The sequence below is a fragment of the Xanthomarina gelatinilytica genome (assembly GCF_000348685.1).
Lineage (GTDB): Bacteria > Bacteroidota > Bacteroidia > Flavobacteriales > Flavobacteriaceae > Xanthomarina > Xanthomarina gelatinilytica.
On sequence record NZ_ANLA01000004.1, the window covers coordinates 380,003 to 401,354 of the forward strand.

A 21,352-nucleotide genomic window follows, 5' to 3' on the forward strand; every position below is an offset into this window, starting at 1 on the left:
AGGAATTAAGTTTTGATTGTAACAAAATGTATGTTAATATTACTAATAGAAAAAACCAACTCAATTCAAATGAAACTAAAACACTTTATAAACTTAGAATGGAAGCAATATTTTAGATCTGCTTATTGGCAAAAAAGCATGGCTTTAAATGTTTTACTTGTTTTTGTAGCTTTATATTTTGTAGTTACATTTTTGGCGTTGGGTATTGCGTTATACCCTATTTTAAAAGACACATTTCCAGATCAAGACCCTTTAAATATTGTAAACAGTTATTTGTTTTATTGGTTTTTAGCCGATGTAATTATGCGCTTTTTCTTTCAAAAACTGCCAGTTATGAGTGTAAAACCATTATTGACCCTGCCTGTTAAAAGAAGTAAGGTTGTTAATTACGTCTTGGCAAAATCGTGTTTTTCTTTTTTTAATTTTTTGCCTCTTTTTGCAATCATTCCATTTGGAACGATGTTGCTAGGCAATGGCTATCCAGCTGTTTCGGTTGTGTCTTGGATGGTGAGTATTTTTATAATCACGCTTGGCATCAATTTTTTAAATTTCATCATTGAAAATTTTACTTCGGAAACCGAACTCTCTTTTTTGCCTATAATTGCCTTGGGAGGAAGCTTGTTTGCACTTAACTACTTTAATATTGTTTCGTTTACCAGTTTGGTGTCTGGAGCCATTTCATCTATTTACGACACTCCTTTGCTTTTAGTTGTTCCGTTGCTATTATTGGTTGTCTTGTATGTTTTAAACTACAGTAAATTAAAAGCTAAATTATATTTGGACAGTTCTTTAAAAACCAAAGTTCAGGAGGTAAATGCCTCTAATCTGGAATGGACCAGGAAGTTTGGCGATGCTGCACCATTTATGCAGTTGGATTTAAAGCTGATATGGCGAAATAAAAGACCACGATCTTCAATTTTTATTTTGCTAATTGGATTGTTATATGGATTGTTTTTTTATCCAAATCCGGTTTATCAAGACCAATCTTGGATGTTTGCTTTTATTGGCATTTTTGTAACAGGCATCTTTTTAATCAATTTCGGACAGTTTATTCCTGCTTGGGACAGTGGCTATTACAAAATGCTCATGAGCCAAAACATACCATATAAACAATATTTAAAATCTAAATTTACCTTAATGGCAGTAAGTGTGGTTATCATGTTTATTTTAAGCATCCCTTATGTGTATTTTGGATGGAACATTTTATTGGCACATTTAGCAGCAGCCATTTACAACATTGGAATCAATACGCATGTTATTTTATATGCAGGTTCATTCAATAGAAAAAAAATAGACTTAAATCAACGAGCAGCATTTAATTATCAAGGAACAGGAGCAGTACAATGGCTTTTAGGAATCCCGTTAATGTTTTTGCCATTGGCTATTTTTGGTGGTGTTTATGCCTTATTCAGTTTTGAAATAGGCTGTTTGGTCCTTGCTGTACTTGGTTTGGTAGGCGTTGTATTTCACCAAAAACTCATGACTATCATTACCACAAAATATTTAGACTCAAAATACAAAATGATTCAGGCTTTTGGCCAGGACAACTAATACATAATTATTATGATAAACGCATCAAACCTTTCAAAAAAATACGGAAACAATACTGTTTTAAATATAGAGCAACTAAACATCCCTAAAGGTCAAAGTTTTGGCTTGGTTGGAAACAATGGCGCAGGAAAAACCACCTTTTTCAGTTTGCTGTTAGACTTGATAAAACCAAGTTCGGGACAAATTACAAGCAAAGATATTTTAGTAAATAATAGCGAAGATTGGAAACCGTTTACGTCGGCATTTATAGACGAAAGTTTTTTAATAGGTTATTTAACACCAGAAGAATATTTCTATTTTATAGGAGAGCTTAGAGGTCAAAACAAAGCAGATGTGGACAATTTATTGGCACAATTCGAAGACTTTTTTCATGGAGAAATATTGAACCAGAAAAAGTACTTGCGCGATTTAAGCAAAGGAAACCAGAAAAAAGCTGGCATTGTAGCAGCATTAATAGGAAACCCAGAAGTTATTATCCTGGATGAACCATTTGCCAATTTAGATCCAACCACTCAAATTCGATTAAAGAGCATTATTAAAAACCTTGCCGAAACCCAAGGCGTAACGGTTTTGATATCCAGTCATGATTTGTTGCACGTTACAGATGTGTGCGAACGGATTGTGGTTTTGGAAAAAGGCGAAGTGGTCAAGGACTTGGCAACAAGTGCGGCTACTTTAAAAGAATTGGAAGCACATTTTGCTGGCAACGAAACGCTTGTAAACGAAGCAAATTAAAGTTTAAAACAGTACCTATTCCAACCAAGCCAACTTGGAAGAAGTTATATTTGATATATTTCTTTACAAATAATTCAAAAAGATGCCTTATTTTTACGGCTATACATAATAAATGTAGCTTAATTTAGTTTAATCTAAAACCAAATACAATCAACGTTGCGCACATCTTTTAGAATTATATCATTTCTGTTTTGTATCACGCTTTTAATAGTAAGTTGCTCTAGAAAGAAAGACACTTTTTTAAGCCGAAACTACCATGCACTCGCAGCTAAAGACAATACCTTGTACAATGGTTACATAGCTTTAGAGGAAGGCAGGCAAGAGCTTAATGCCACTTACGAAGACAATTACTGGGATATTTTACCAATAGAACGTATGCAGGTCTCAGAAGAGATCACACTTCCAGGGCAAAATGAAAATGAGCGTTTTTCCAGGGCTGAAGAAAAAGCCGTTAAGGCCATTCAAATGCATAGTATGAACATTCAGGGGAAAGAGGTAAACCCTCAAATGGACGAAGCCTATCTGCTATTGGGAAAAGCTAGGTATTTTGACCAAAGGTTTGTGCCTGCTCTAGAAGCTTTTAATTACATTCTTTACAAGTATCCAGCTAGCGATAAAATCAATCAGGCAAAAATATGGCGAGAAAAAACCAACCTACGGTTGGAAAACGAAGAAGTGGCTATAGAAAACTTAAAGCGACTTTTAAAACAAGAAACACTTAAAGACCAAGATTTAGCAGATGCTACTTCTACCTTGGCTCAAGCATATATCAATATCCAAGCATTGGATAGTGCTGCTACCCAATTGAATGTTGCTAGTTTAAATACCAAAAGCAATGATGAACGTGGACGCTATAGATATATTCAAGGACAGCTTTATAACAAATTGGGTTATAAAGACAGTGCCAACATGGCTTTTGATAAGGTAATTAAACTAAACCGAAAAACACCTCGCATCTATTTAATTGCTGCACAACTTGAAAAAGCCAATAATTTCGATCATGAAACGGGAGACAAGGTACAACTAGCCGAAACCCTTACAGATATTGAAGAAAACAGGGAAAACAGACCTTATTTGGATAAAATATATCATCAAATAGGGAACTTTCACGCCAGAAGTGGTCAAGATTCCTTGGCTGTGGAATATTATAACAGGTCATTAAGGGCCATCACAAACGATAAAAGGTTAAAAGCCATTAATTATGAAATTTTAGGGGATTACTTCTTCGATTACACCGAATATAAAATTGCAGGAGCTTATTACGATAGTACCATGCTTAACATGAAAAAAGATACAAAACCCTATCGTATCATGAAACGGAAAAGAGATAATCTGGACGATGTTATTTATTACGAAGACATTGCATTTGCCAACGACAGCATCATAAGCCTTACAACGCTCTCTAAAGATGAACAATTGGCTTTTTTTCAAGATTACACCGAAAAACTAAAAGTGAAAGCCCAAGAAGAATTAGAAAGAAAAGAACTAGAACAAGAAGCAGCAAACAGAAACCGGGATTTTACTTCAATGGATAACAATAAAAACGGGTTTGCTTCCAGAGATTCAAGTAAAAGCCTGTCAAGAGGTCCCAACACACCACCAGGTTCCAGTTTTTATTTCTACAATCCTACAACTGTAGCTTATGGTAAAAACGATTTCCTAAAAAAATGGGGAGATAGACCGTTGGAAGACAACTGGAGATGGTCTACTAAAAGTAAAACCAACATCAATGTATCTGCCAAAGATGCTAAAAGTGCAGTACTTGCCGAGAATGAGCTTTTTAAACCAGAATACTATATAAGTCAAATTCCAACAGATCAAAAAGCCATAGATAGTATTGTAAAAGAAAGAAACTTTGCATATTACCAATTAGCAGTAATCTACAAAGAAAAATTTAAGGAATATGAGCTTTCCAAAGAGAGGTTTCTAGACCTGTTAAGCATGGAGCCAGAACAAAAGTTGGTACTGCCATCCAAATACAATTTGTATAAAATTTACACCCTTTTAGGTGAAAATGATGAAGCCCAAATAACCAAAAACGATATTATTTCAAATTATCCAGATTCTAGATATGCAGCCATCTTAAAAAATCCAGAATCTTTGGCAGCTAAAGATGAAAACAGTCCAGAAAGCATATACCAAAGCCTGTACAGCAAATTGGAAGACCAAGAATACAGCCAAGTTATAAAAGAAGCCGAAAGTTATGCAGCTTCTTTTGAAGGCGACCCAATGGTACCCAAATTTGAATTGCTGAAAGCCACTGCCATTGGGAGACTGCAAGGATTTGAATCTTATAGTAATGCCTTAAACTATGTGGCTTTAAATTATGCCAACACTCCAGAAGGCGTTAGGGCTCAAGAGATTATAGACACTGTTTTGCCAAAATTGGCCAGTAAAGATTTTGTTGATAGCGAAACAGATAAAAACTTTAAAATAGTTTACTATTTCACAAATGCTTCAAATAAAGACATTGAAGCGTTTAAAAAGAAACTACAAACAGAAATAGACAAGGTTAATGTGTACGACCTATCCCTTTCCGTAGATGTATATAATCCTACAACAACATTTGTTATTGTCCATGGATTAAAGAGTAAAGAAGGAGCCACAGGCTATGCGCTATCGTTACAAGAAAAGAAAAAGGATAAAATTACACAAGATTTCTTTTCCGTATCTTCAGCCAATTATAGAATCATACAAATTCATAAAAATTTCGATGAATATTTAAATTTACAATAACCCCAAACAACACCTATTATGTTTTCCGACAGCAAAAAAGACAGACAAAACGCAGAGCTCATTTCAAGTCAGAATATTATTTCCAATGGCACTAAAATAGTTGGTGATTTAATAAGTGAAGGCGATTTAAGAATTGATGGCACCATAGAAGGAAATTTAAAAACACCTGGAAAAGTGGTTGTAGGAAAGTCTGGAATGATTAAAGGAACCCTAAATGGTACAGATGCTCATTTTGAAGGTAAATTTTCTGGTAAATTAAATTTATCTGGAACACTTACTCTAAAATCTTCGGCACATGTAGAAGGAGAAGTGGTTTTAGGGAAACTGGAAGTAGAGCCAGGCGCCACATTTAATGTAACCTGCACCATGAAAGGTGCCGTAAAAGAGATTCACTCAAAAAATGAGCGCAAAGAACCATCAAAGTCCGGACAAGAAACAGCTTAACACCTATGCGCGCTATTCCAGCATCGCGTTTCAAATGTTTGCCATAATTGGCATAGGAGCTTTTATTGGTGTGAAACTAGACGATGCGTTTCCAAACAAACACAACATGTACACCATTATTTTGTCTTTAGTGTTTGTAATTTTTGCTATTGTTTTTGTAATAAGACGTATTATTGCAATCTCAAAAGAAAACAATTAAATGAATCCAGATTTTAAATCCAGACAGCTTTCGTTTTTACTTCAAAATGTAGCAGTAACCTTAATCCTGTTGGGAATCCACAGTTATTTGTTATCCCATTTTGCTGAAAACACCAATTTTATTATCCCAATTTGGCAAATTTATGTTTTTCATTTTGCAGTAACCACCTTATTGTATTCGGTTATTAATTATCAATACTCCAGAGGAAAAACCGAGATTTTCAATCTGTTTATGGGCTTCACCTTTTTAAAAATGATTTTGTCCATTGTTTTTTTGTTGCCAGTTTTACTGTCGGATTCTGATAACAAGCAACCAGAAGTCTTCAACTTTTTTATACCTTACTTTCTTTACTTGTTTTTTGAAGTGTATTCCTTAACAAGTTTCCTTCAAAAAAAGCCTTAAAACTCTCTCAAAAACAGAGCTTTAAATAATCATTAAAAAAGTGTTTGACAATTAATATAATGTACGTACATTTGCACGGAATTTAAAGCAAGGTATTTTTAATCAATATAGAATGACATTAAACACCTTTAAAAACGTATTATTTTCTGCATTGTTTATAGCAATTTCATTTGTTGGATATGCATCAGAAAGCCCAGAGAACGAGAACGATAAAGAGTTCAATGCCAAAGAGATGATCATGCATCACGTAAAGGATGCCCATGAGTTTCATATTGTTGATTGGAATGGAAAGCCTATTTCTATTGCTTTACCAATTATTTTATGGACAGACCAAGGCTTGGTTACTTTTATGTCCAGTGAATTTCACCATGACGATTCAGGTTCCCATATCGTAGAAAAAGATGGGATGAGATTTGTAAAGTATCATGAAAAAATTTACCAATTGGAGCCTAATGTCCAAGAATTGGCTTTTGATGACGAGCATCATCCTACAAACGCTAGTTTGCCAACAGATTTGTCCATTACAAGAAATGTCTTTATGATGTGGGTTTCGGTAATTGTTCTGTTGCTTGTTTTTATTTCCACAGCTAGAGTTTACAAAAAATCAGACCATAAGATCCCAACGGGAATTGCTGGTTTCATGGAGCCTTTAATTGTTTTTGTTCGTGATGAGATAGCAAAACCAATGATAGGAGACCACAAATACAAAAAATACATGCCGTATTTATTGACCATATTTTTCTTTATATGGATCAATAATATTTTTGGATTGATTCCAATTATTAATGGAGCAAACGTAAGTGGTAACATTGCCTTTACTTTAACCTTGGCAGTATTTACCTTCTTGGTAACCACTTTTAGTGGGAACAAAAATTATTGGAAACATATTTTCTGGATGCCTGGTGTTCCTGTGCCTATGAAAATTTTCTTAATGCCTATAGAAATTGTAGGGATGTTTGTAAAACCAATCTCGTTAATGATTCGTTTGTTTGCAAACATCACAGCAGGACATATTATTATTTTAGCTTTAATGTCCTTAATATTTATTTTTGAGACCATAGCTGTAGCACCAGTTTCAGTAGCGTTCTCATTATTTATTGGATTAATAGAAATTGTAGTAACTGCAATTCAAGCATATATATTTACAGTGTTGTCAGCCTTATATATTGGAATGGCAACCGAAGAAGCACATCATTAATTAATTTAAATTTTATAACTATGACTATTACAGGAATCGCAGCAATCGGAGCTGGTTTAGCAGCAATTGGAGCTGGAATGGGAATTGGAAGAATCGGTGGTTCTGCTATGGATGCCATGGCACGTCAACCGGAAATCCAAGGAAAAATCCAAACTTCAGCGCTTATTTTAGCCGCTTTCGTAGAAGCAGTAGCACTATTTGGTGTTGTTGCTGCATTAATCGTTTAATTATGATTACAAAGTACAGAGGTAACGGTTGGTTGCCTCTGTATTTTAATTAAAATTCAAGAAAACCTTTCGATGTAAAACCTAAGGTTTCAACATAGGAAATAATTTTAAATTTGAGGCAAGCCTCATACAATTGGCCCACTTGTGGGATTATAAAACTAAATAAATTAAGAAATGGATTTAATTACACCAGGTTTAGGACTTGTATTTTGGACAGTAATTACATTTTTGTTTTTGCTTATTATCTTAAAAAAGTTTGCTTGGAAACCTATTCTTGGAGCTGTAAGCGATAGAGAAGAAGGTATTAAAAAAGCATTGGCATCTGCAGAAAATGCTCGTAAAGAGATGGAAAACCTACATGCAGATAATGAGCGTATCTTAAAAGAGGCTAGAGCAGAACGCGAAGCGTTACTTAAAGAAGCGCGCGATATTAAAATTAAAATGATTGATGATGCTAAGGGTGAAGCCCAAGCCCAAGCCGATAAAATAATAGAACAAGCACAAGCTGCCATAGAGAGCGAAAAGAAAGCTGCCATGGCAGAACTTAAAAAACACGTTGCAGACTTATCAATTGATATAGCTGAAAAAGTGGTACGTGCAGAACTATCTAACAAAGACAAACAATTAGAATTGGTAGAGTCTATGTTAGGTGAAGCAAAATTAAACTAAGATAAAATGGCAGGAGCAAGAGCAGCAATACGTTACGCAAAGGCAGTTTTAAGTTTAGCATCAGATAAAAATACAACAGAGATTGTAAATAACGATATGAAGCTAATAGCTAAAACTATTGCAGAAAGTTCAGACTTAAACAGCATGCTTCAAAGTCCTGTAGTGAGTTCTTCGGTTAAAAAAGCAGTATTATTAGATGTTTTTAAAAACGCTAATGAAACAACAAGAAATTTAATTGATACACTAATAACAAATAAAAGATTGCCACTTTTAGAACAAGTAGCATTAAAATATAACCTTTTGTTTGATGAATTAACAGGAACTCAAACAGCTCAAGTTACTACAGCCGTTCCTTTAACAGACGCTTTAAGAACAAAGGTATTGGCAAAAGTAAAAGAGCTTACAGGTAAAGATGTTGAAATTAAAAGCACGATAGACGAAAGCATTTTAGGAGGTTTTATTCTTCGTGTTGGAGACATACAATACAACGCAAGTATTGCAAACAAATTAAATAAGTTAAAAAGAGAATTTACATTAAATTAAAAAACGTGGAAATAGGCGTCTAACGTCTAGTATCTAACGTCTAATATCTAAATAAAAATGGCAGAAGTAAAACCAGCTGAAATATCAGCAATCTTAAAACAACAACTTTCAGGTTTTGAAGCAGGTGCAACTTTAGATGAGGTTGGAACTGTATTAACTGTAGGAGATGGTATTGTACGTGCTTACGGATTAGCTAATGCACAATATGGTGAGTTAGTAGAATTTGAAGGTGGTGCAGAAGGTATTGTACTTAACCTAGAAGAAGACAACGTAGGTATTGTACTATTAGGAACTTCAATTGGAGTTAAAGAAGGATCTACTGTAAAACGTACTTCACGTATCGCCTCTGTAAAAGTAGGGGAAGGCATTGTTGGACGTGTGGTTGATACTTTGGGTAACCCAATTGATGGGAAAGGTCCAATTTCTGGAGACACTTTTGAAATGCCTTTAGAGCGTAAAGCGCCTGGTGTTATCTTTAGAGAGCCAGTAACAGAGCCATTACAAACAGGAATTAAAGCTATTGATGCCATGATTCCAGTTGGTAGAGGACAACGTGAGTTGGTAATTGGTGATAGACAAACAGGTAAAACAACTGTATGTATTGATGCCATTTTAAATCAAAAAGAATTTTACGATGCAGGAAATCCTGTATATTGTATATATGTTGCTGTTGGGCAAAAAGCTTCCACAGTAGCAAATATTGCTAAAACCTTAGAAGAAAAAGGCGCTTTAGCTTACACAACTATAGTTGCTGCAAATGCTTCAGATCCTGCTGCTATGCAAGTTTACGCACCTATGACTGGAGCATCAATTGGAGAATATTTTAGAGATACTGGAAGACCAGCTTTAATTGTGTTTGATGATTTATCAAAACAAGCTGTTGCTTACCGTGAAGTATCTTTATTATTACGTCGTCCACCAGGACGTGAGGCTTATCCTGGAGACGTTTTCTACTTACACTCTAGGTTATTGGAGCGCTCTGCAAAAATCATCAACAACGATGAAATTGCTAAAGAAATGAACGATTTACCAGAAACCTTAAAACCAATGGTTAAAGGGGGTGGTTCTTTAACAGCTTTACCAATTATTGAAACACAAGCAGGAGACGTTTCGGCATATATCCCAACCAACGTAATTTCCATTACAGATGGACAGATTTTCTTGGATGGAGATTTATTCAACTCTGGTGTACGTCCAGCAATTAACGTAGGTATCTCTGTATCCCGTGTTGGTGGAAATGCACAAATTAAATCCATGAAAAAAGTATCTGGTACCTTAAAACTGGATCAAGCACAGTTCCGTGAATTAGAAGCATTCGCGAAATTTGGATCAGATTTAGATGCAGTTACTTTAAATGTAATTAATAAAGGAAAACGTAACGTTGAAATCTTAAAACAAGCACAAAACGATCCTTTTAAAGTAGAAGACCAAGTAGCAATCATTTATGCAGGTTCTAAAAACTTATTAAAAGATGTGCCAGTTGAAAAAGTAAAAGAATTTGAAAGAGATTATCTAGAATTCTTAAAAGCAAAACATGCAGATGTTTTAGCCACTTTAAAAGCTGGTAAATTAACTGATGAAGTTACAGATACATTAATGGCTGTAGCAAAAGACTTATCAGGAAAATATAAAAGCTAATTCCGAATTTAGGATTAAGAATTCAGAATTATGAGTTTTAAGGAAAGTGGCAATGCCATAGTAGATAAAAGTTTTTATTTTGCTTGTGATATTGTTATTTATGCTGAAGAACTTAAACAAAAGCGCTTTTTTGAAATAGCAAATCAATTACTAAAATCTGGCACTAGTGTTGGTGCCAATGTGAGAGAATCTCAAAGAGGCGTTAGTACAAAAGATTTTAAAAATAAATTAGGAATTGCTCTTAAAGAAGCTGATGAAACTTCGTTTTGGTTGGATGTAATTGAAGAAACTAAAATTTATGAAGTTCCACAAAAGTTAAGAGAAGATTGTGAAGTGCTTATTAGACTTTTGGTATCAATTATTAAGAATTCATAATTCATAATTCATAATTCATAATTTGAAAAATGGCAAATTTAAAAGAAATACGTAACAGAATATCATCGGTATCTTCAACCATGCAGATTACCAGTGCCATGAAAATGGTATCGGCTGCAAAGTTAAAGAAAGCTCAAGATGCTATTACAGCAATGCGTCCTTATGCAGATAAGTTAACGGAACTTTTACAAAGCTTAAGCGCTACTTTAGATGCAGATTCTGGAAGTAAATTTTCAGACCAAAGAGAAGTTAAAAATGTCCTTATTGTTGCTATAACTTCCAATCGAGGTTTGTGTGGTGCTTTTAACTCCAACATCATTAAAGAAGTCAATAAACTATCTAAAGTTACTTATGCCAATAAAGAGGTGTCTTATCTAGCAATTGGAAAAAAAGCAAACGATGCGTTTAAAAAAACCAATAAAGTAATTGCCAATAAAAGTGCTATTTTTGATGATTTGACATTTGACAATGTAGCTGATATTGCGCAAATGCTTATGGATAAGTTTGTTGCTGGCGATTTTGATAAAATTGTAATTGTTTACAATAAGTTTAAAAATGCCGCAACCCAAGAAGTGATGACAGAACAATTTTTACCAATTGTTCCAGTGGAAAAAGATGCAAATGTAAACTTGGATTATATTTTTGAACCATCAAAAATTGAAATCGTAGAACAGTTAATCCCTAAATCCTTAAAAACTCAGTTATATAAAGGCGTAAGAGATTCTTTTGCTTCAGAACATGGTGCTCGTATGACAGCCATGCACAAAGCAACAGACAATGCAACCGAGTTAAGGGATCAGTTAAAGTTAACTTATAACAAAGCTCGTCAAGCAGCCATAACCAACGAAATCCTTGAGATTGTTGGTGGTGCCGAAGCATTGAACAACTAGTATATTTTAAAATATTGTCCTGAGCACCTGTAATCAGAACAGGTAAGCAATAAAAGGATTATAACAAAAAAAAACCTCACCTTATAAGTGAGGTTTTTTTATGGAACAGAATTTGATTTAGTATCTTTATAAAAAGAAACAAAAGCAATGACAGCATCAAAGCAGTTTATGGGACTAATTTCAATTGTGTTCATCTTGATCAGTTTTTCATACTGTTCCAGTGCCCAAAAACTTCAGAAAAAACCTTCATTTAACCTGGGAGAGGTAAGTTTTCAAAAATGGATTGCTGGTGTTCAAGGAGGAGGCTCGGGTTATCATATGTTGATTCACGTCACTTCCAATAAAAACAACGTGACTTTCGATTCTATATATTTTAGAGGTTATAAAGCTAAAATCGAGATAGGCAAAATAGCTTATACAGCACAAATTAAAACGGAAATCAATCTAAGGGAAGACCTGATCATGAGCCATGATGGTCAAGATGAATTTGGAAACAAAACACCCTTAAAAGATCCCGATTTCCCTTTTAAATTGGAACTTGATGAATGTGTTATAAGTTACATTGAAAACCATACAACCAAATACTATAAAGTAGAAAACCTTGTAGAAAAACCTAAAGAAGAGTATCCTTCTGCACCTCCAAAACAGCCTTAATTTAATTCGTTGTATAGCGTTCAATAAAACTGTATATTTAGCAGCATAAAAACGACCTCTTGAGTACTTTAAAATCCCTATTCAAACAAACTTTTATTTATGGCTTAGCAACTGTGCTGCCAAGAATGTTAAGTTTTTTATTGGTGCGTTTACATACCGATGAAAGTGTTTTAAAGTCGGTTGCAGATTATGGAGATGTCTCTTTGATCTATTCTTATTTTGTACTGTTTAATGTGATTTTGGCTTATGGTATGGAAACAGCCTTTTTTAGGTTTTTTCATAAAGAAGACAACAAAGCTAAAGTTGTTGGAACCTCTTCCATTTCTTTAATTGTTTCTTCAGTTCTATTCTTTGTACTTGCTTTAGCTTTTCAAAATCAAATAGCGAATGTCATTGATATAAAAGCCGAATATATTAATCTGGTGATTTGGATTTTATTATTGGATGCCTTGGTAATTATTCCTTTTGCCTGGTTAAGAGCCAATGGAAAACCAATAAAATACGCCTTTATTAAAATTTTAAATGTAGCCATCAATCTAGGGTTAAACCTTTTTTTACTGTTGTGGTTAAAGGATTTGGCCACAGAATCTTCATTATTGGCAAGTATTTACAGACCTAATTTTGAAATCAACTATATATTTATAGCCAATTTGGTGGCAAGTGCTGTAACGTTGTTGATTATGCTGCCATTTTATTTTAAAATCACCTATACCTTCAATACAAACCTTTGGAAACAGATGATACGTTATGCCTTTCCAGTGCTAATTGCTGGTGTGGCCTTTTCCATAAACGAAACGTTCGATAGAATCCTACTAGACAAACTCTTGCCGGAAAACATAGCAAAAACCGAAATAGGTATGTATTCTGCATGTTATAAATTGGGCATGTTCATGACACTTTTTGTTACTGCGTATAAGCTGGGTGTGGAACCTTTCTTTTTTAGCCATGCAAATACTGAAAACCCTAAAAAAAACTATGCTAGGATCCTGGAATACTTTGTTATTTTTGGTTCGGTTATTTTGTTGGGTGTGGTGGTTTTTGCCGATGTTTTAAAAGTGATTCTTATTGGAGACGAAGCCTATTGGCAAGCCATGCTTATTGTACCAATAATTTTATTGGCCAACCTGTGTTTGGGGATTTATCATAATTTATCTGTTTGGTACAAAATAACAGACAGAACCAAATTTGGCGCTTATATTTCAGTGTTTGGGGCATTTTTAACACTGCTGTTGAATATTTGGTTAATCCCAAAAATAAGTTATGTAGGCTCTGCCTTGGCAACATTGGCAGCATATGCTTCCATGATGATGATATCTTATTATTTCGGAAAAAAATACTATCCCATTCCTTATAACCTAAAAAAGATTTCAGTGTATTTATTGTTGTCCATAGGTCTTTCTGCCATAACTTTTTACGGATTTAGAGGGAATTATGTTGTTGGAATTTCAGCATTAATTGTATTTTTAGGTCTTGTTTTTCAGCTTGAAAAAAACGATTTAAGAAAACTTTTAAAACAATCATAATGTAAGTACCTTTTAAAATAAGGTCTTTTTATGATTTTAATGATAAACCTACAGTACCAAAGGATTAAAAAAAATACATTTTTATGAACATAAAAATCATCAACAAATCCAATCATGCCTTACCACATTATGAAACCATAGCGTCTGCAGGTATGGATTTAAGAGCAAACATAACAGAACCTATAACCCTAAAACCTTTAGAAAGGACTGTTGTTAAAACGGGATTGTTTATAGAACTACCAGTTGGTATAGAAGCCCAAGTGCGTCCTAGAAGTGGCTTGGCTGCAAAAAAGGGGGTTACCGTTTTAAATGCTCCTGGAACAGTGGATGCAGATTATAGAGGAGAGATTGGTGTGATTCTTGTGAACCTTTCAAACGAAGATTTTACCATTGAAAATGGCGAACGTATAGCACAATTGGTAATTGCAAAACACGAACGCGCTGAATGGATGGAAGTAGAAACCCTTTCTGAAACCTCAAGAGGTGAAGGTGGTTTTGGAAGTACAGGAACCAAATAAAATGCTTGTCAAATAAATGTCCTTTAAGACTAAAAAACCTTGAAGGGATATAACAAATAATAAAAAACAGATTTCCGTCTCCAAGGAAATGAAAAAATTACTTTTTTAATGAAAATAATAGTACCCATGGCAGGGCGAGGTTCTCGTCTTCGTCCACATAGTTTAACAGTTCCAAAACCATTGATTCCAGTGGCAGGACAACCCATTGTTCACAGATTGGTAAAAGATATTGTAAAGGTGTTAAACCAACCTATAGAAGAAATTGCCTTCGTTCTAGGCGATCCAGCTTGGTTTGGAGACGATGTGGTTTCCAGCCTACAGGATTTAGCAAAAAGCTTAAATGCCAAAGCCAGTATTTATCGTCAAGACCAACCCTTGGGGACAGGGCACGCCATTATGTGTGCTAAGCCCTCACTGTCTGGACCAGCTGTTATTGCCTATGCTGATACCTTGATTAGGGCCAATTTTGATTTGGATACAGAAGCAGATGCCGTTATTTGGACCAAACAAGTTGATAAACCAGAAGCTTTTGGCGTGGTTAAATTAAACGATAAGAATGAAATTATAGAATTGGTTGAAAAACCTAAAACCTTTGTGAGCGATTTGGCAGTAATTGGTATTTATTACTTTAAAGATGTGGCTGTGCTTAAAAATGAATTACAAAAGGTCTTGGACAATAATATTAAAAATGGAGGCGAATATCAGATAAACGATGGTATTAAAGGCATGATGGCAAACGGAAACGTTTTTAAAACAGGAACGGTTGATGAATGGATGGATTGTGGCAATAAACCAGTTACCATTGAAACAAATGCCAGAATGTTGGGATTTTTACATGCAGACGGTAACGAGAATCTTATAGCAGCAACTGTTACCAATAACAATTCAACTATTATAGAGCCTTGTTTTATTGGCGAACATGTTGTTTTAAACAATGCCACCATTGGACCTTATGTTTCCATTGGCAATAATTGTAAGATAGAGGCTTCAACCGTTAAAAATAGCTTAATACAAACCCATACTACTATTAAAAACGCTAATTTAGACGACGCCATGATAGGAAACCATGTAAGTTACGATGGTCATTTTACAAAAATCAGTATTGGCGATTATTCAGTTTTGGAATAACTATTAAATTGTCATGCTGAGCTAGCTTGCTCTGAGCAAAGTTGAAGTAAAGCATCTCTTATAATATGAAATATAAAATCTACATCCTCATCTTTTTCTTCGGAATGATTTTCATGCCACAGATAAACCATGCGCAAGTGGATTTTAACAAAACTCCAGACGACGATTTAGGAAATGTAGAAGACAAAACCCAAGAATTGTTTTTTGAAGCCTTAAAACAAAAAGCCATTGAAAATTACGATCGGGCTGTTACTGCACTGCTACAATGTATAGAAATAGATAAATCACAATCGGTTTTTTATTACGAACTAGGCAAAAACTACAACCTATTGAAAAACTTTGGCGAAGCCGAAGATGCTTTAAAAAAAGCCATTAAAGAACAACCGGACAACGAATGGTACCTGGATGAGCTTTACGATGTTTATGCGCAACAAAACGATTATGATAAGGCCATTAAAACCGTAAAACAACTGGTAAAATACCATCCAGATTACAAGGAAGATTTGGCCATGTTGTATTTTAAAAACAAAGATTACAACGATGCTTTGAAAATTTTGGACGAATTGGACAAAGAACAAGGTATCACACCTTCAAGGGATTTAATGCGGAATCAAATTTATGCTGCTACAGGACGTAAAAAAGACCAAATAGAAAATTTGGAAGAACGTGTGGAAAACCATCCAGATGAAGAGTCCAACTATTTGGCGCTGATTTATAGATATAGTGAAAACAACGACAAGGAAAAAGCATTTGAAACAGCAAAAAAACTCTTGGAAATAAAACCAAACTCCCAATTGGTACATTTAGCACTTTACAAATTTTATTTAGAGGGCAACGACCCAGAAAAAGCCATTGCATCCATGAAAATTGTGCTTCAAAGCACACAAATAAATCCAGATGCTAAAATCATGGTTTTATCGGATTTTGTAAAATTTGTTGGTCAAAATCCCGAGTACGAGCAGGACCTGGTTGAAGCCACCAGCTTTGCCTTGGACGATACCAACGAAAAAAGTCAAATAGAATTGGCACAATACTATTTAACCAAAGGAGACAAAGCCAAGGCCTTAACGCATTTTAACGAAGCCTTAAAAATGGATGCCGACAATTTTACCGTTTTAAAGAATGTACTGCTTTTGGATATTGATTTAGGGCATTACCAAGAGGCTGCCAGTAAAAGTAAAACAGCCTTATTGAAATTCCCTTCGCAACCTTTATTGTATTTGGTAAATGGCGTGGCTTTAAACAAATTAAATCGTGCAGAAGAAGCTATTGAATCTCTTGAAACAGGGTTGGATTACATTATAGACGACCCCAAAATGGAAGCCGATTTTTACAAACAGCTTAGTTTGTCACACACCTCATTAAACAATACAGTAAAAGCAAAAACGTTTAGTGATAAAGCAAAACAATTAGAATCCACAAATTAATGACCAAAGCCTTGTTAAAAAAATTTATTCTTATTGGATGTTTGTTACTTGTTTTTTTTGGATGTAAATCCACTAAAAAGGTTTCAGATGGATCTGTAAATTTAAAATTATCTTCAAAAGAAGTCATCAAGGAAAACTCTAAAACAGTCCCAGATTTTAAAACACTTCAGGCCAAAGTTAGAATTGCCTATTCGCAAGGAAACGATTCGCAAACACATACCGTTTCTTTTAGAATGCTGAAAGACCAAATTATTTGGATCAGTTCGTCGTTCAATATCATTCGGGTAAAAATAACTCCAGAAAAAGTAAGTTATTACAACAAGTTGGACAACACGTATTTTGATGGCGATTTTAAATTTTTAAGTGAGCTTCTTGGTACAGAACTGGACTTTCAAAAAGTGCAGAATTTATTGTTGGGAATCCCTTTGTATCCTTTAAACAAAACAGATTATAACATGTCTGTTAACAATAACAAATACCTGTTTCAACCTAAAGAACCAGTGGCACTCTTCGAGTTGTTTTACATAGTTAATCCATCGCATTTTAAAATAGACTCACAACAATTGGCGCAAACGCTAGAATCGCGATTCCTGCAAATAGATTATTTGAATTTTCAGGAAGTTGATAAGGAAACCTTGCCGGAAAACATGAAGATTATTGCCTTGGAAAGAGACCAAGAAACTGTTATAGAAATGGCGTTCAAATCTGTATCTTTGAACCAAGATTTAAGATATCCTTTTAGCATACCTTCAGGATTCAAAGAAATAGTCTTAAAGTAATGAGGTACAAACACATTTATAAATACGTATTTCTACTGGTTTTTACCTTAAGTAGCATAGCAAGTTTTTCTCAAAGTAAAAAGCAACAAGAGCTAGAAGAACGTCGCCAGGAACTTAGAAGGGAAATCAAGCAAATAAACGATTTGCTTTTTAAAAACCAATCCCAGAAAAAGTCGCAAACCTCCCTTATAGAAGATTTAAGTTATAAGGTAAGTGTGCGTCAAAACTTAATTAAAATCACCAACCAACAAGCCAATTTGTTGACCAGGGAAATAAACGCCAATCAGAAGAAAATTACCGAGTTGCGGGACGAGTTGAAAATCTTAAAGGACAACTATGCCAAAATGATTGTCACCTCCTACAAGAGCAAGAGTGAGCAAAGCAGGATTATGTTTTTGCTATCTTCCAGTAATTTCCAGCAAGCCTATAAACGGGTTCAGTATATTAACCAATATGCCGAATATCAAAAAGAACAAGGAGAAGCCATTAAAATTAAAACGGCCCAATTACAAGATACCAACAAAGACCTGTTAAGACAAAAAGAAGACAAGCAAAAGCTTATTGATGAAAACAGAGTGGCACAAAGGGAACTGGAAGCCGAATTGAAGCAGCAGCAAACCTTAATGGCTTCCATTAATAAAAACTTAAATAATTACACCTCTCAAATTAGGGAAAAACAACGTGAAGCCGATAAAATTGACAGAGAGATTGAAAAAATTATTCGCGAGGCCATTGCCAGTTCCAATAAAAGTGCTGGAAAAGCCACGACAGCTTCCAGTGGTTTTGCCTTAACACCTGAAGACAAGATCCTTGCTGATAATTTTGTGTCCAGTAAAGGAAAATTGCCTTGGCCAGTGGAAAAAGGTGTGGTAAAATTACGTTATGGAAAACAACCACATCCTGTTGTAAAAACTGTCATGATTCAAAGTAATGGTGTGCGTATTGCTACCGAGGAACACGCGCCAATTCGAGCTGTTTTTAATGGAAAAGTACTGGCAGTTCAAGCTATAAAACACGGAAACCTATCTGTTTTAATACAACATGGTAACTATGTAACAGTTTATAAAAACCTATCGAAAGTGTATGTTAAAAAAGGCGATAACGTTACTACCAAACAAGAAATTGGACAGGTTTTTACCAACCCTTCCAACAAAGAAACCATTTTAAGCTTTAGCATTTTTAAGGAAAGCGCTACTCAAAATCCAGCAGATTGGATTTACAAGATGTGATAACATTTTGAAATCTTTTTGTTGGGATTTACAAGATGTAATCTTGAAAATTTTATCATGGATCTATAATATGTAATTTGTCATTCTGAGCGGCATAATATGAAGCGAAGAATCTCTATGTCAACCCAAACTCCTGCCTGTCTGGAGACAGGTGTGTCAGGATCTTATAAGGAAAAGGTCATGTTATTGACTTCGTCGAATCTTCGATTTCCTAACGAAGTGAAGACTCTCATTATTTATTAACAATAAATTCCATAAAACCCCAACAATTACGGAAAAACCGTAACCATTTAACAACTTTTCGATAAACTGCATAAATTTCTCACAAAATCTTGTGGGAATCATTTTTTTTTTTTTTTTAGGTTAGCCCAGTTAAAAACAACGGCATCAAGTTGGAAGTCTTTATAAAATTGTTTGCAACACCATCTAGATACAAACTGGCGTCAGTTTTTTTAAATATGTTGGCATTTAAAACTTCAAGGCTTTAATTAAAAGCCAATCATTAAGTTTAACCAACCTATCATGTAAAAAACTGTATACAGGTTTAAAATTTTAGAAATTATGAGATATTTTAAAAATTATCTTTAATTTGAAACCAAAATCATGAAAAAAAACAAATTATTTAGCGGTCTGTTAGCCCTATTTATTAGCGCGTCTTTAATGCTTTTATCCTGTAATGAAAATGATTTAAGCGACCAATCCTTTTCAGATTCTAATGTGAGCAATGCTTCTTTAAGTCAAAAAGGTACTACCACAATTGAAATTGATAAAGATGTTGCCAAGACCGTTGCCCTTACCTTTTTTAGCAGGAGTTATGATGTTGACATTGAGAGTATTTCCATAGATTCCGAAAAAACCATAAAGGATTTTGATGGTAAAATTGCAATTTATTCATTCAATATTAACCCCTCTGGATTTGTACTTGTGTCATCCAACTTAAGGAACGTACCCATCGTAGCACATTCAAACAAAGGAACTTTTGAATTTAATGAAACTTCTCCCGATGGACTAAAAAGCTGGATTGCCGAGAACATTATTTTTAATGATCTTTTGGAAGGTCTCGATAAGTCTGTTGAGGAAATAGATTATCAATGGTATTACCTATCAGAAGGCAGATTTCCATATCCTGGTGATTTAGAAGGAAACGGAGGCAGTCCAAACTATACTGTAAGATATAGTCATACAGAAAATCAACAGATTGGCCCATTGATGCAAACAACTTGGAGGCAAGGGTATCCATATAGTTATTATACACCAAATAATGCGCCAACGGGTTGTGTTGCTGTTGCCATGGCTCAAATAATGAGATATCACGAATGGCCAAATACTTTTAATTGGCCAATAATGCCTAATTATTCTTATTATAGTAGTACGAGTACTGGAGCTTTAGAAGTAGCTTCATTAATGTCTGATATTGGGGTTAAAGTAAATATGCAATATTCAGAATTTGAATCTGAAGCTTATTCAACTGATGCAAGAGATGCTTTAGTTAATAACTATGGTTATTCTTCATCAGCGAATTATTCTGCTTATAATTTTAGTACTGTAAAACAAGAAATAAAAATGTACAATCGTCCTGTTTATATGGATGGCTATCATGCTTATGATACCGAAACAACTGGTTGGTGGTTCTGGGAAGATACAGATATAACTTATACAATTGGCCATGCTTGGGTTAGTGATGGTTACAAACAACAGTATGATGTATATATCCACAACGAAGGGACTCAGTATGAATATACCTCTCAAGAAAATCGTTATGAATGGTTGCATATGAATTGGGGTTGGGGTCCAAATTATGGAGGTAACGGATGGTTTTATCAAAATTTAATAAATAATAATGGAACAACAATTACAGTTGATGAAAATGAAGTAAACCCAAATTTTCAATACAATAGAAAATGTATCTACAGTATAAAAAAATAACCTTAAATACACAATATTATGAAAAATCCAATAGTCTTATTTCTGTTAGGAATAATAATTATATCATGTAATTCAGATGATGAAAACAATAATACTCCAAGTTATTATAATCTAGAAACTAGTGTCGAATTCAAAGTGTCATCACCTGCTGGAGTTGATTTATTGAACCCCAATAACGCTAACGCTTATTTAGCAGAGAATATTAAAATTTATTATTTAAGAAATGGTGAAATTGAAGAAATATATAATCCAAATATGGATGCACCTCGCAATTTTTCTATCATTTCGCCTGAAGACACTGGAGAAGATTTTTACGGCATAGCTATTGGCCTAAATAGCTCTCAGCTTGAAAATGCCATTACTTATATAGAGTGGAGCGAAACAGATACAGATACTATTAGGGCTAATTTTCAGTCAGGCGATAATTTTACAATCTTAACCAAAGCTTGGTATAATGACGTTCTAATTTTTGATGAAGACATTATTCCTGAAACATTGCCTGAAATCATAAAAAACTAAAGCTAAATATGTAAAAAAATAGCAGTTAAGTGCCAAGCCAAG

Annotated in this window: 22 protein-coding genes; all 22 read left to right on the top strand. The window is 34.4% G+C overall.

Annotated elements, in window-relative coordinates; genetic code table 11:
• Positions 1 to 30 precede the first annotated feature (30 nt).
• The 22 genes from D778_RS02330 to D778_RS02435 all read left to right on the top strand — a co-directional run bounded on the left by D778_RS02330 (position 31) and on the right by D778_RS02435 (position 21,310).
• Positions 31 to 1,551, top strand: a complete 1,521-nt coding sequence (locus D778_RS02330) for a DUF5687 family protein (protein WP_007647330.1) — start codon at positions 31 to 33, stop codon at positions 1,549 to 1,551.
• Between the two features lie 12 nt (positions 1,552 to 1,563).
• A complete protein-coding gene (locus D778_RS02335; protein WP_007647332.1) occupies positions 1,564 to 2,286 on the top strand; it encodes an ABC transporter ATP-binding protein in 723 nt (240 codons plus the stop codon).
• Between the two features lie 156 nt (positions 2,287 to 2,442).
• A complete protein-coding gene (gene porW / locus D778_RS02340) occupies positions 2,443 to 5,022 on the top strand; it encodes a type IX secretion system periplasmic lipoprotein PorW/SprE (RefSeq protein ID WP_040491252.1) in 2,580 nt (859 codons plus the stop codon).
• 18 nt (positions 5,023 to 5,040) lie between these two features.
• On the top strand, positions 5,041 to 5,466 hold the full coding sequence (locus D778_RS02345; protein ID WP_007647336.1) for a bactofilin family protein: 426 nt from the start codon (positions 5,041 to 5,043) through the stop codon (positions 5,464 to 5,466).
• Positions 5,423 to 5,665: an AtpZ/AtpI family protein gene (locus D778_RS14275; RefSeq protein WP_040491254.1), complete on the top strand. Its 243-nt coding sequence runs from the start codon at positions 5,423 to 5,425 to the stop codon at positions 5,663 to 5,665. Before D778_RS02345 ends, D778_RS14275 begins: the two co-directional genes overlap by 44 nt.
• A complete protein-coding gene (locus D778_RS02355) occupies positions 5,666 to 6,067 on the top strand; it encodes a hypothetical protein (protein WP_007647345.1) in 402 nt (133 codons plus the stop codon).
• 112 nt (positions 6,068 to 6,179) lie between these two features.
• The gene (gene atpB / locus D778_RS02360) at positions 6,180 to 7,265 is read left to right on the top strand and encodes a F0F1 ATP synthase subunit A (protein WP_007647347.1); all 1,086 of its coding nucleotides are present in this window, start codon (positions 6,180 to 6,182) and stop codon (positions 7,263 to 7,265) included.
• A gap of 20 nt (positions 7,266 to 7,285) precedes the next feature.
• Positions 7,286 to 7,492: an ATP synthase F0 subunit C gene (gene atpE / locus D778_RS02365; protein WP_007647348.1), complete on the top strand. Its 207-nt coding sequence runs from the start codon at positions 7,286 to 7,288 to the stop codon at positions 7,490 to 7,492.
• A gap of 174 nt (positions 7,493 to 7,666) precedes the next feature.
• Positions 7,667 to 8,161, top strand: coding sequence for a F0F1 ATP synthase subunit B (locus tag D778_RS02370; RefSeq protein WP_007647349.1), 495 nt, complete (start codon positions 7,667 to 7,669; stop codon positions 8,159 to 8,161).
• A gap of 6 nt (positions 8,162 to 8,167) precedes the next feature.
• Entirely contained in the window at positions 8,168 to 8,704 is a 537-nt protein-coding gene (gene atpH, locus D778_RS02375) for an ATP synthase F1 subunit delta (protein ID WP_007647350.1), read from the top strand.
• A gap of 57 nt (positions 8,705 to 8,761) precedes the next feature.
• Positions 8,762 to 10,342 (top strand): F0F1 ATP synthase subunit alpha, encoded by a 1,581-nt coding sequence (gene atpA / locus D778_RS02380; protein WP_007647351.1) that lies wholly within the window; start codon positions 8,762 to 8,764, stop codon positions 10,340 to 10,342.
• 30 nt (positions 10,343 to 10,372) lie between these two features.
• Positions 10,373 to 10,717 carry a four helix bundle protein gene (locus D778_RS02385; RefSeq protein ID WP_007647352.1) on the top strand — a complete coding sequence of 115 codons (345 nt, stop codon included), beginning with the start codon at positions 10,373 to 10,375 and terminating at the stop codon, positions 10,715 to 10,717.
• Between the two features lie 29 nt (positions 10,718 to 10,746).
• Positions 10,747 to 11,607, top strand: coding sequence for an ATP synthase F1 subunit gamma (gene atpG, locus D778_RS02390; protein WP_007647353.1), 861 nt, complete (start codon positions 10,747 to 10,749; stop codon positions 11,605 to 11,607).
• A gap of 147 nt (positions 11,608 to 11,754) precedes the next feature.
• Entirely contained in the window at positions 11,755 to 12,261 is a 507-nt protein-coding gene (locus D778_RS02395) for a hypothetical protein (protein ID WP_007647355.1), read from the top strand.
• A 59-nt stretch (positions 12,262 to 12,320) separates the two neighbouring features.
• A complete protein-coding gene (locus tag D778_RS02400; protein ID WP_007647356.1) occupies positions 12,321 to 13,784 on the top strand; it encodes an oligosaccharide flippase family protein in 1,464 nt (487 codons plus the stop codon).
• Between the two features lie 83 nt (positions 13,785 to 13,867).
• Complete coding sequence (gene dut, locus D778_RS02405) at positions 13,868 to 14,302, top strand: dUTP diphosphatase (RefSeq protein ID WP_007647358.1); 435 nt, start codon at positions 13,868 to 13,870, stop codon at positions 14,300 to 14,302.
• Between the two features lie 108 nt (positions 14,303 to 14,410).
• On the top strand, positions 14,411 to 15,430 hold the full coding sequence (locus D778_RS02410) for a sugar phosphate nucleotidyltransferase (protein WP_040491258.1): 1,020 nt from the start codon (positions 14,411 to 14,413) through the stop codon (positions 15,428 to 15,430).
• A 65-nt stretch (positions 15,431 to 15,495) separates the two neighbouring features.
• Positions 15,496 to 16,857 carry a tetratricopeptide repeat protein gene (locus D778_RS02415; protein ID WP_007647362.1) on the top strand — a complete coding sequence of 454 codons (1,362 nt, stop codon included), beginning with the start codon at positions 15,496 to 15,498 and terminating at the stop codon, positions 16,855 to 16,857.
• Positions 16,857 to 17,636, top strand: a complete 780-nt coding sequence (gene lolB1, locus D778_RS02420) for a lipoprotein insertase outer membrane protein LolB1 (protein WP_007647364.1) — start codon at positions 16,857 to 16,859, stop codon at positions 17,634 to 17,636. The genes D778_RS02415 and lolB1 overlap by 1 nt, the downstream gene beginning before the upstream one ends.
• Entirely contained in the window at positions 17,636 to 18,865 is a 1,230-nt protein-coding gene (locus D778_RS02425) for a murein hydrolase activator EnvC family protein (protein WP_007647366.1), read from the top strand. The genes lolB1 and D778_RS02425 overlap by 1 nt, the downstream gene beginning before the upstream one ends.
• A gap of 603 nt (positions 18,866 to 19,468) precedes the next feature.
• Complete coding sequence (locus tag D778_RS02430; RefSeq protein WP_007647368.1) at positions 19,469 to 20,791, top strand: C10 family peptidase; 1,323 nt, start codon at positions 19,469 to 19,471, stop codon at positions 20,789 to 20,791.
• Positions 20,792 to 20,809: 18 nt separating this feature from the next.
• Entirely contained in the window at positions 20,810 to 21,310 is a 501-nt protein-coding gene (locus D778_RS02435; protein WP_155949859.1) for a hypothetical protein, read from the top strand.
• Positions 21,311 to 21,352 lie beyond the last annotated feature (42 nt).

Coding starts and splice junctions, on each gene's coding strand:
- D778_RS02330 (WP_007647330.1), top strand. CDS start 31: ATGTTAATATTACTAATAGAAAAAACCAACTCAATTCAAATGAAACTA.
- D778_RS02435 (WP_155949859.1), top strand. CDS start 20,810: ATGAAAAATCCAATAGTCTTATTTCTGTTAGGAATAATAATTATATCA.
- atpG (WP_007647353.1), top strand. CDS start 10,747: ATGGCAAATTTAAAAGAAATACGTAACAGAATATCATCGGTATCTTCA.
- D778_RS02425 (WP_007647366.1), top strand. CDS start 17,636: ATGAGGTACAAACACATTTATAAATACGTATTTCTACTGGTTTTTACC.
- D778_RS02335 (WP_007647332.1), top strand. CDS start 1,564: ATGATAAACGCATCAAACCTTTCAAAAAAATACGGAAACAATACTGTT.
- dut (WP_007647358.1), top strand. CDS start 13,868: ATGAACATAAAAATCATCAACAAATCCAATCATGCCTTACCACATTAT.
- D778_RS02370 (WP_007647349.1), top strand. CDS start 7,667: ATGGATTTAATTACACCAGGTTTAGGACTTGTATTTTGGACAGTAATT.
- D778_RS02385 (WP_007647352.1), top strand. CDS start 10,373: ATGAGTTTTAAGGAAAGTGGCAATGCCATAGTAGATAAAAGTTTTTAT.
- D778_RS14275 (WP_040491254.1), top strand. CDS start 5,423: ATGAGCGCAAAGAACCATCAAAGTCCGGACAAGAAACAGCTTAACACC.
- D778_RS02345 (WP_007647336.1), top strand. CDS start 5,041: ATGTTTTCCGACAGCAAAAAAGACAGACAAAACGCAGAGCTCATTTCA.
- D778_RS02395 (WP_007647355.1), top strand. CDS start 11,755: ATGACAGCATCAAAGCAGTTTATGGGACTAATTTCAATTGTGTTCATC.
- atpB (WP_007647347.1), top strand. CDS start 6,180: ATGACATTAAACACCTTTAAAAACGTATTATTTTCTGCATTGTTTATA.
- D778_RS02410 (WP_040491258.1), top strand. CDS start 14,411: ATGAAAATAATAGTACCCATGGCAGGGCGAGGTTCTCGTCTTCGTCCA.
- D778_RS02430 (WP_007647368.1), top strand. CDS start 19,469: ATGAAAAAAAACAAATTATTTAGCGGTCTGTTAGCCCTATTTATTAGC.
- D778_RS02355 (WP_007647345.1), top strand. CDS start 5,666: ATGAATCCAGATTTTAAATCCAGACAGCTTTCGTTTTTACTTCAAAAT.
- D778_RS02415 (WP_007647362.1), top strand. CDS start 15,496: ATGAAATATAAAATCTACATCCTCATCTTTTTCTTCGGAATGATTTTC.
- atpE (WP_007647348.1), top strand. CDS start 7,286: ATGACTATTACAGGAATCGCAGCAATCGGAGCTGGTTTAGCAGCAATT.
- atpA (WP_007647351.1), top strand. CDS start 8,762: ATGGCAGAAGTAAAACCAGCTGAAATATCAGCAATCTTAAAACAACAA.
- lolB1 (WP_007647364.1), top strand. CDS start 16,857: ATGACCAAAGCCTTGTTAAAAAAATTTATTCTTATTGGATGTTTGTTA.
- atpH (WP_007647350.1), top strand. CDS start 8,168: ATGGCAGGAGCAAGAGCAGCAATACGTTACGCAAAGGCAGTTTTAAGT.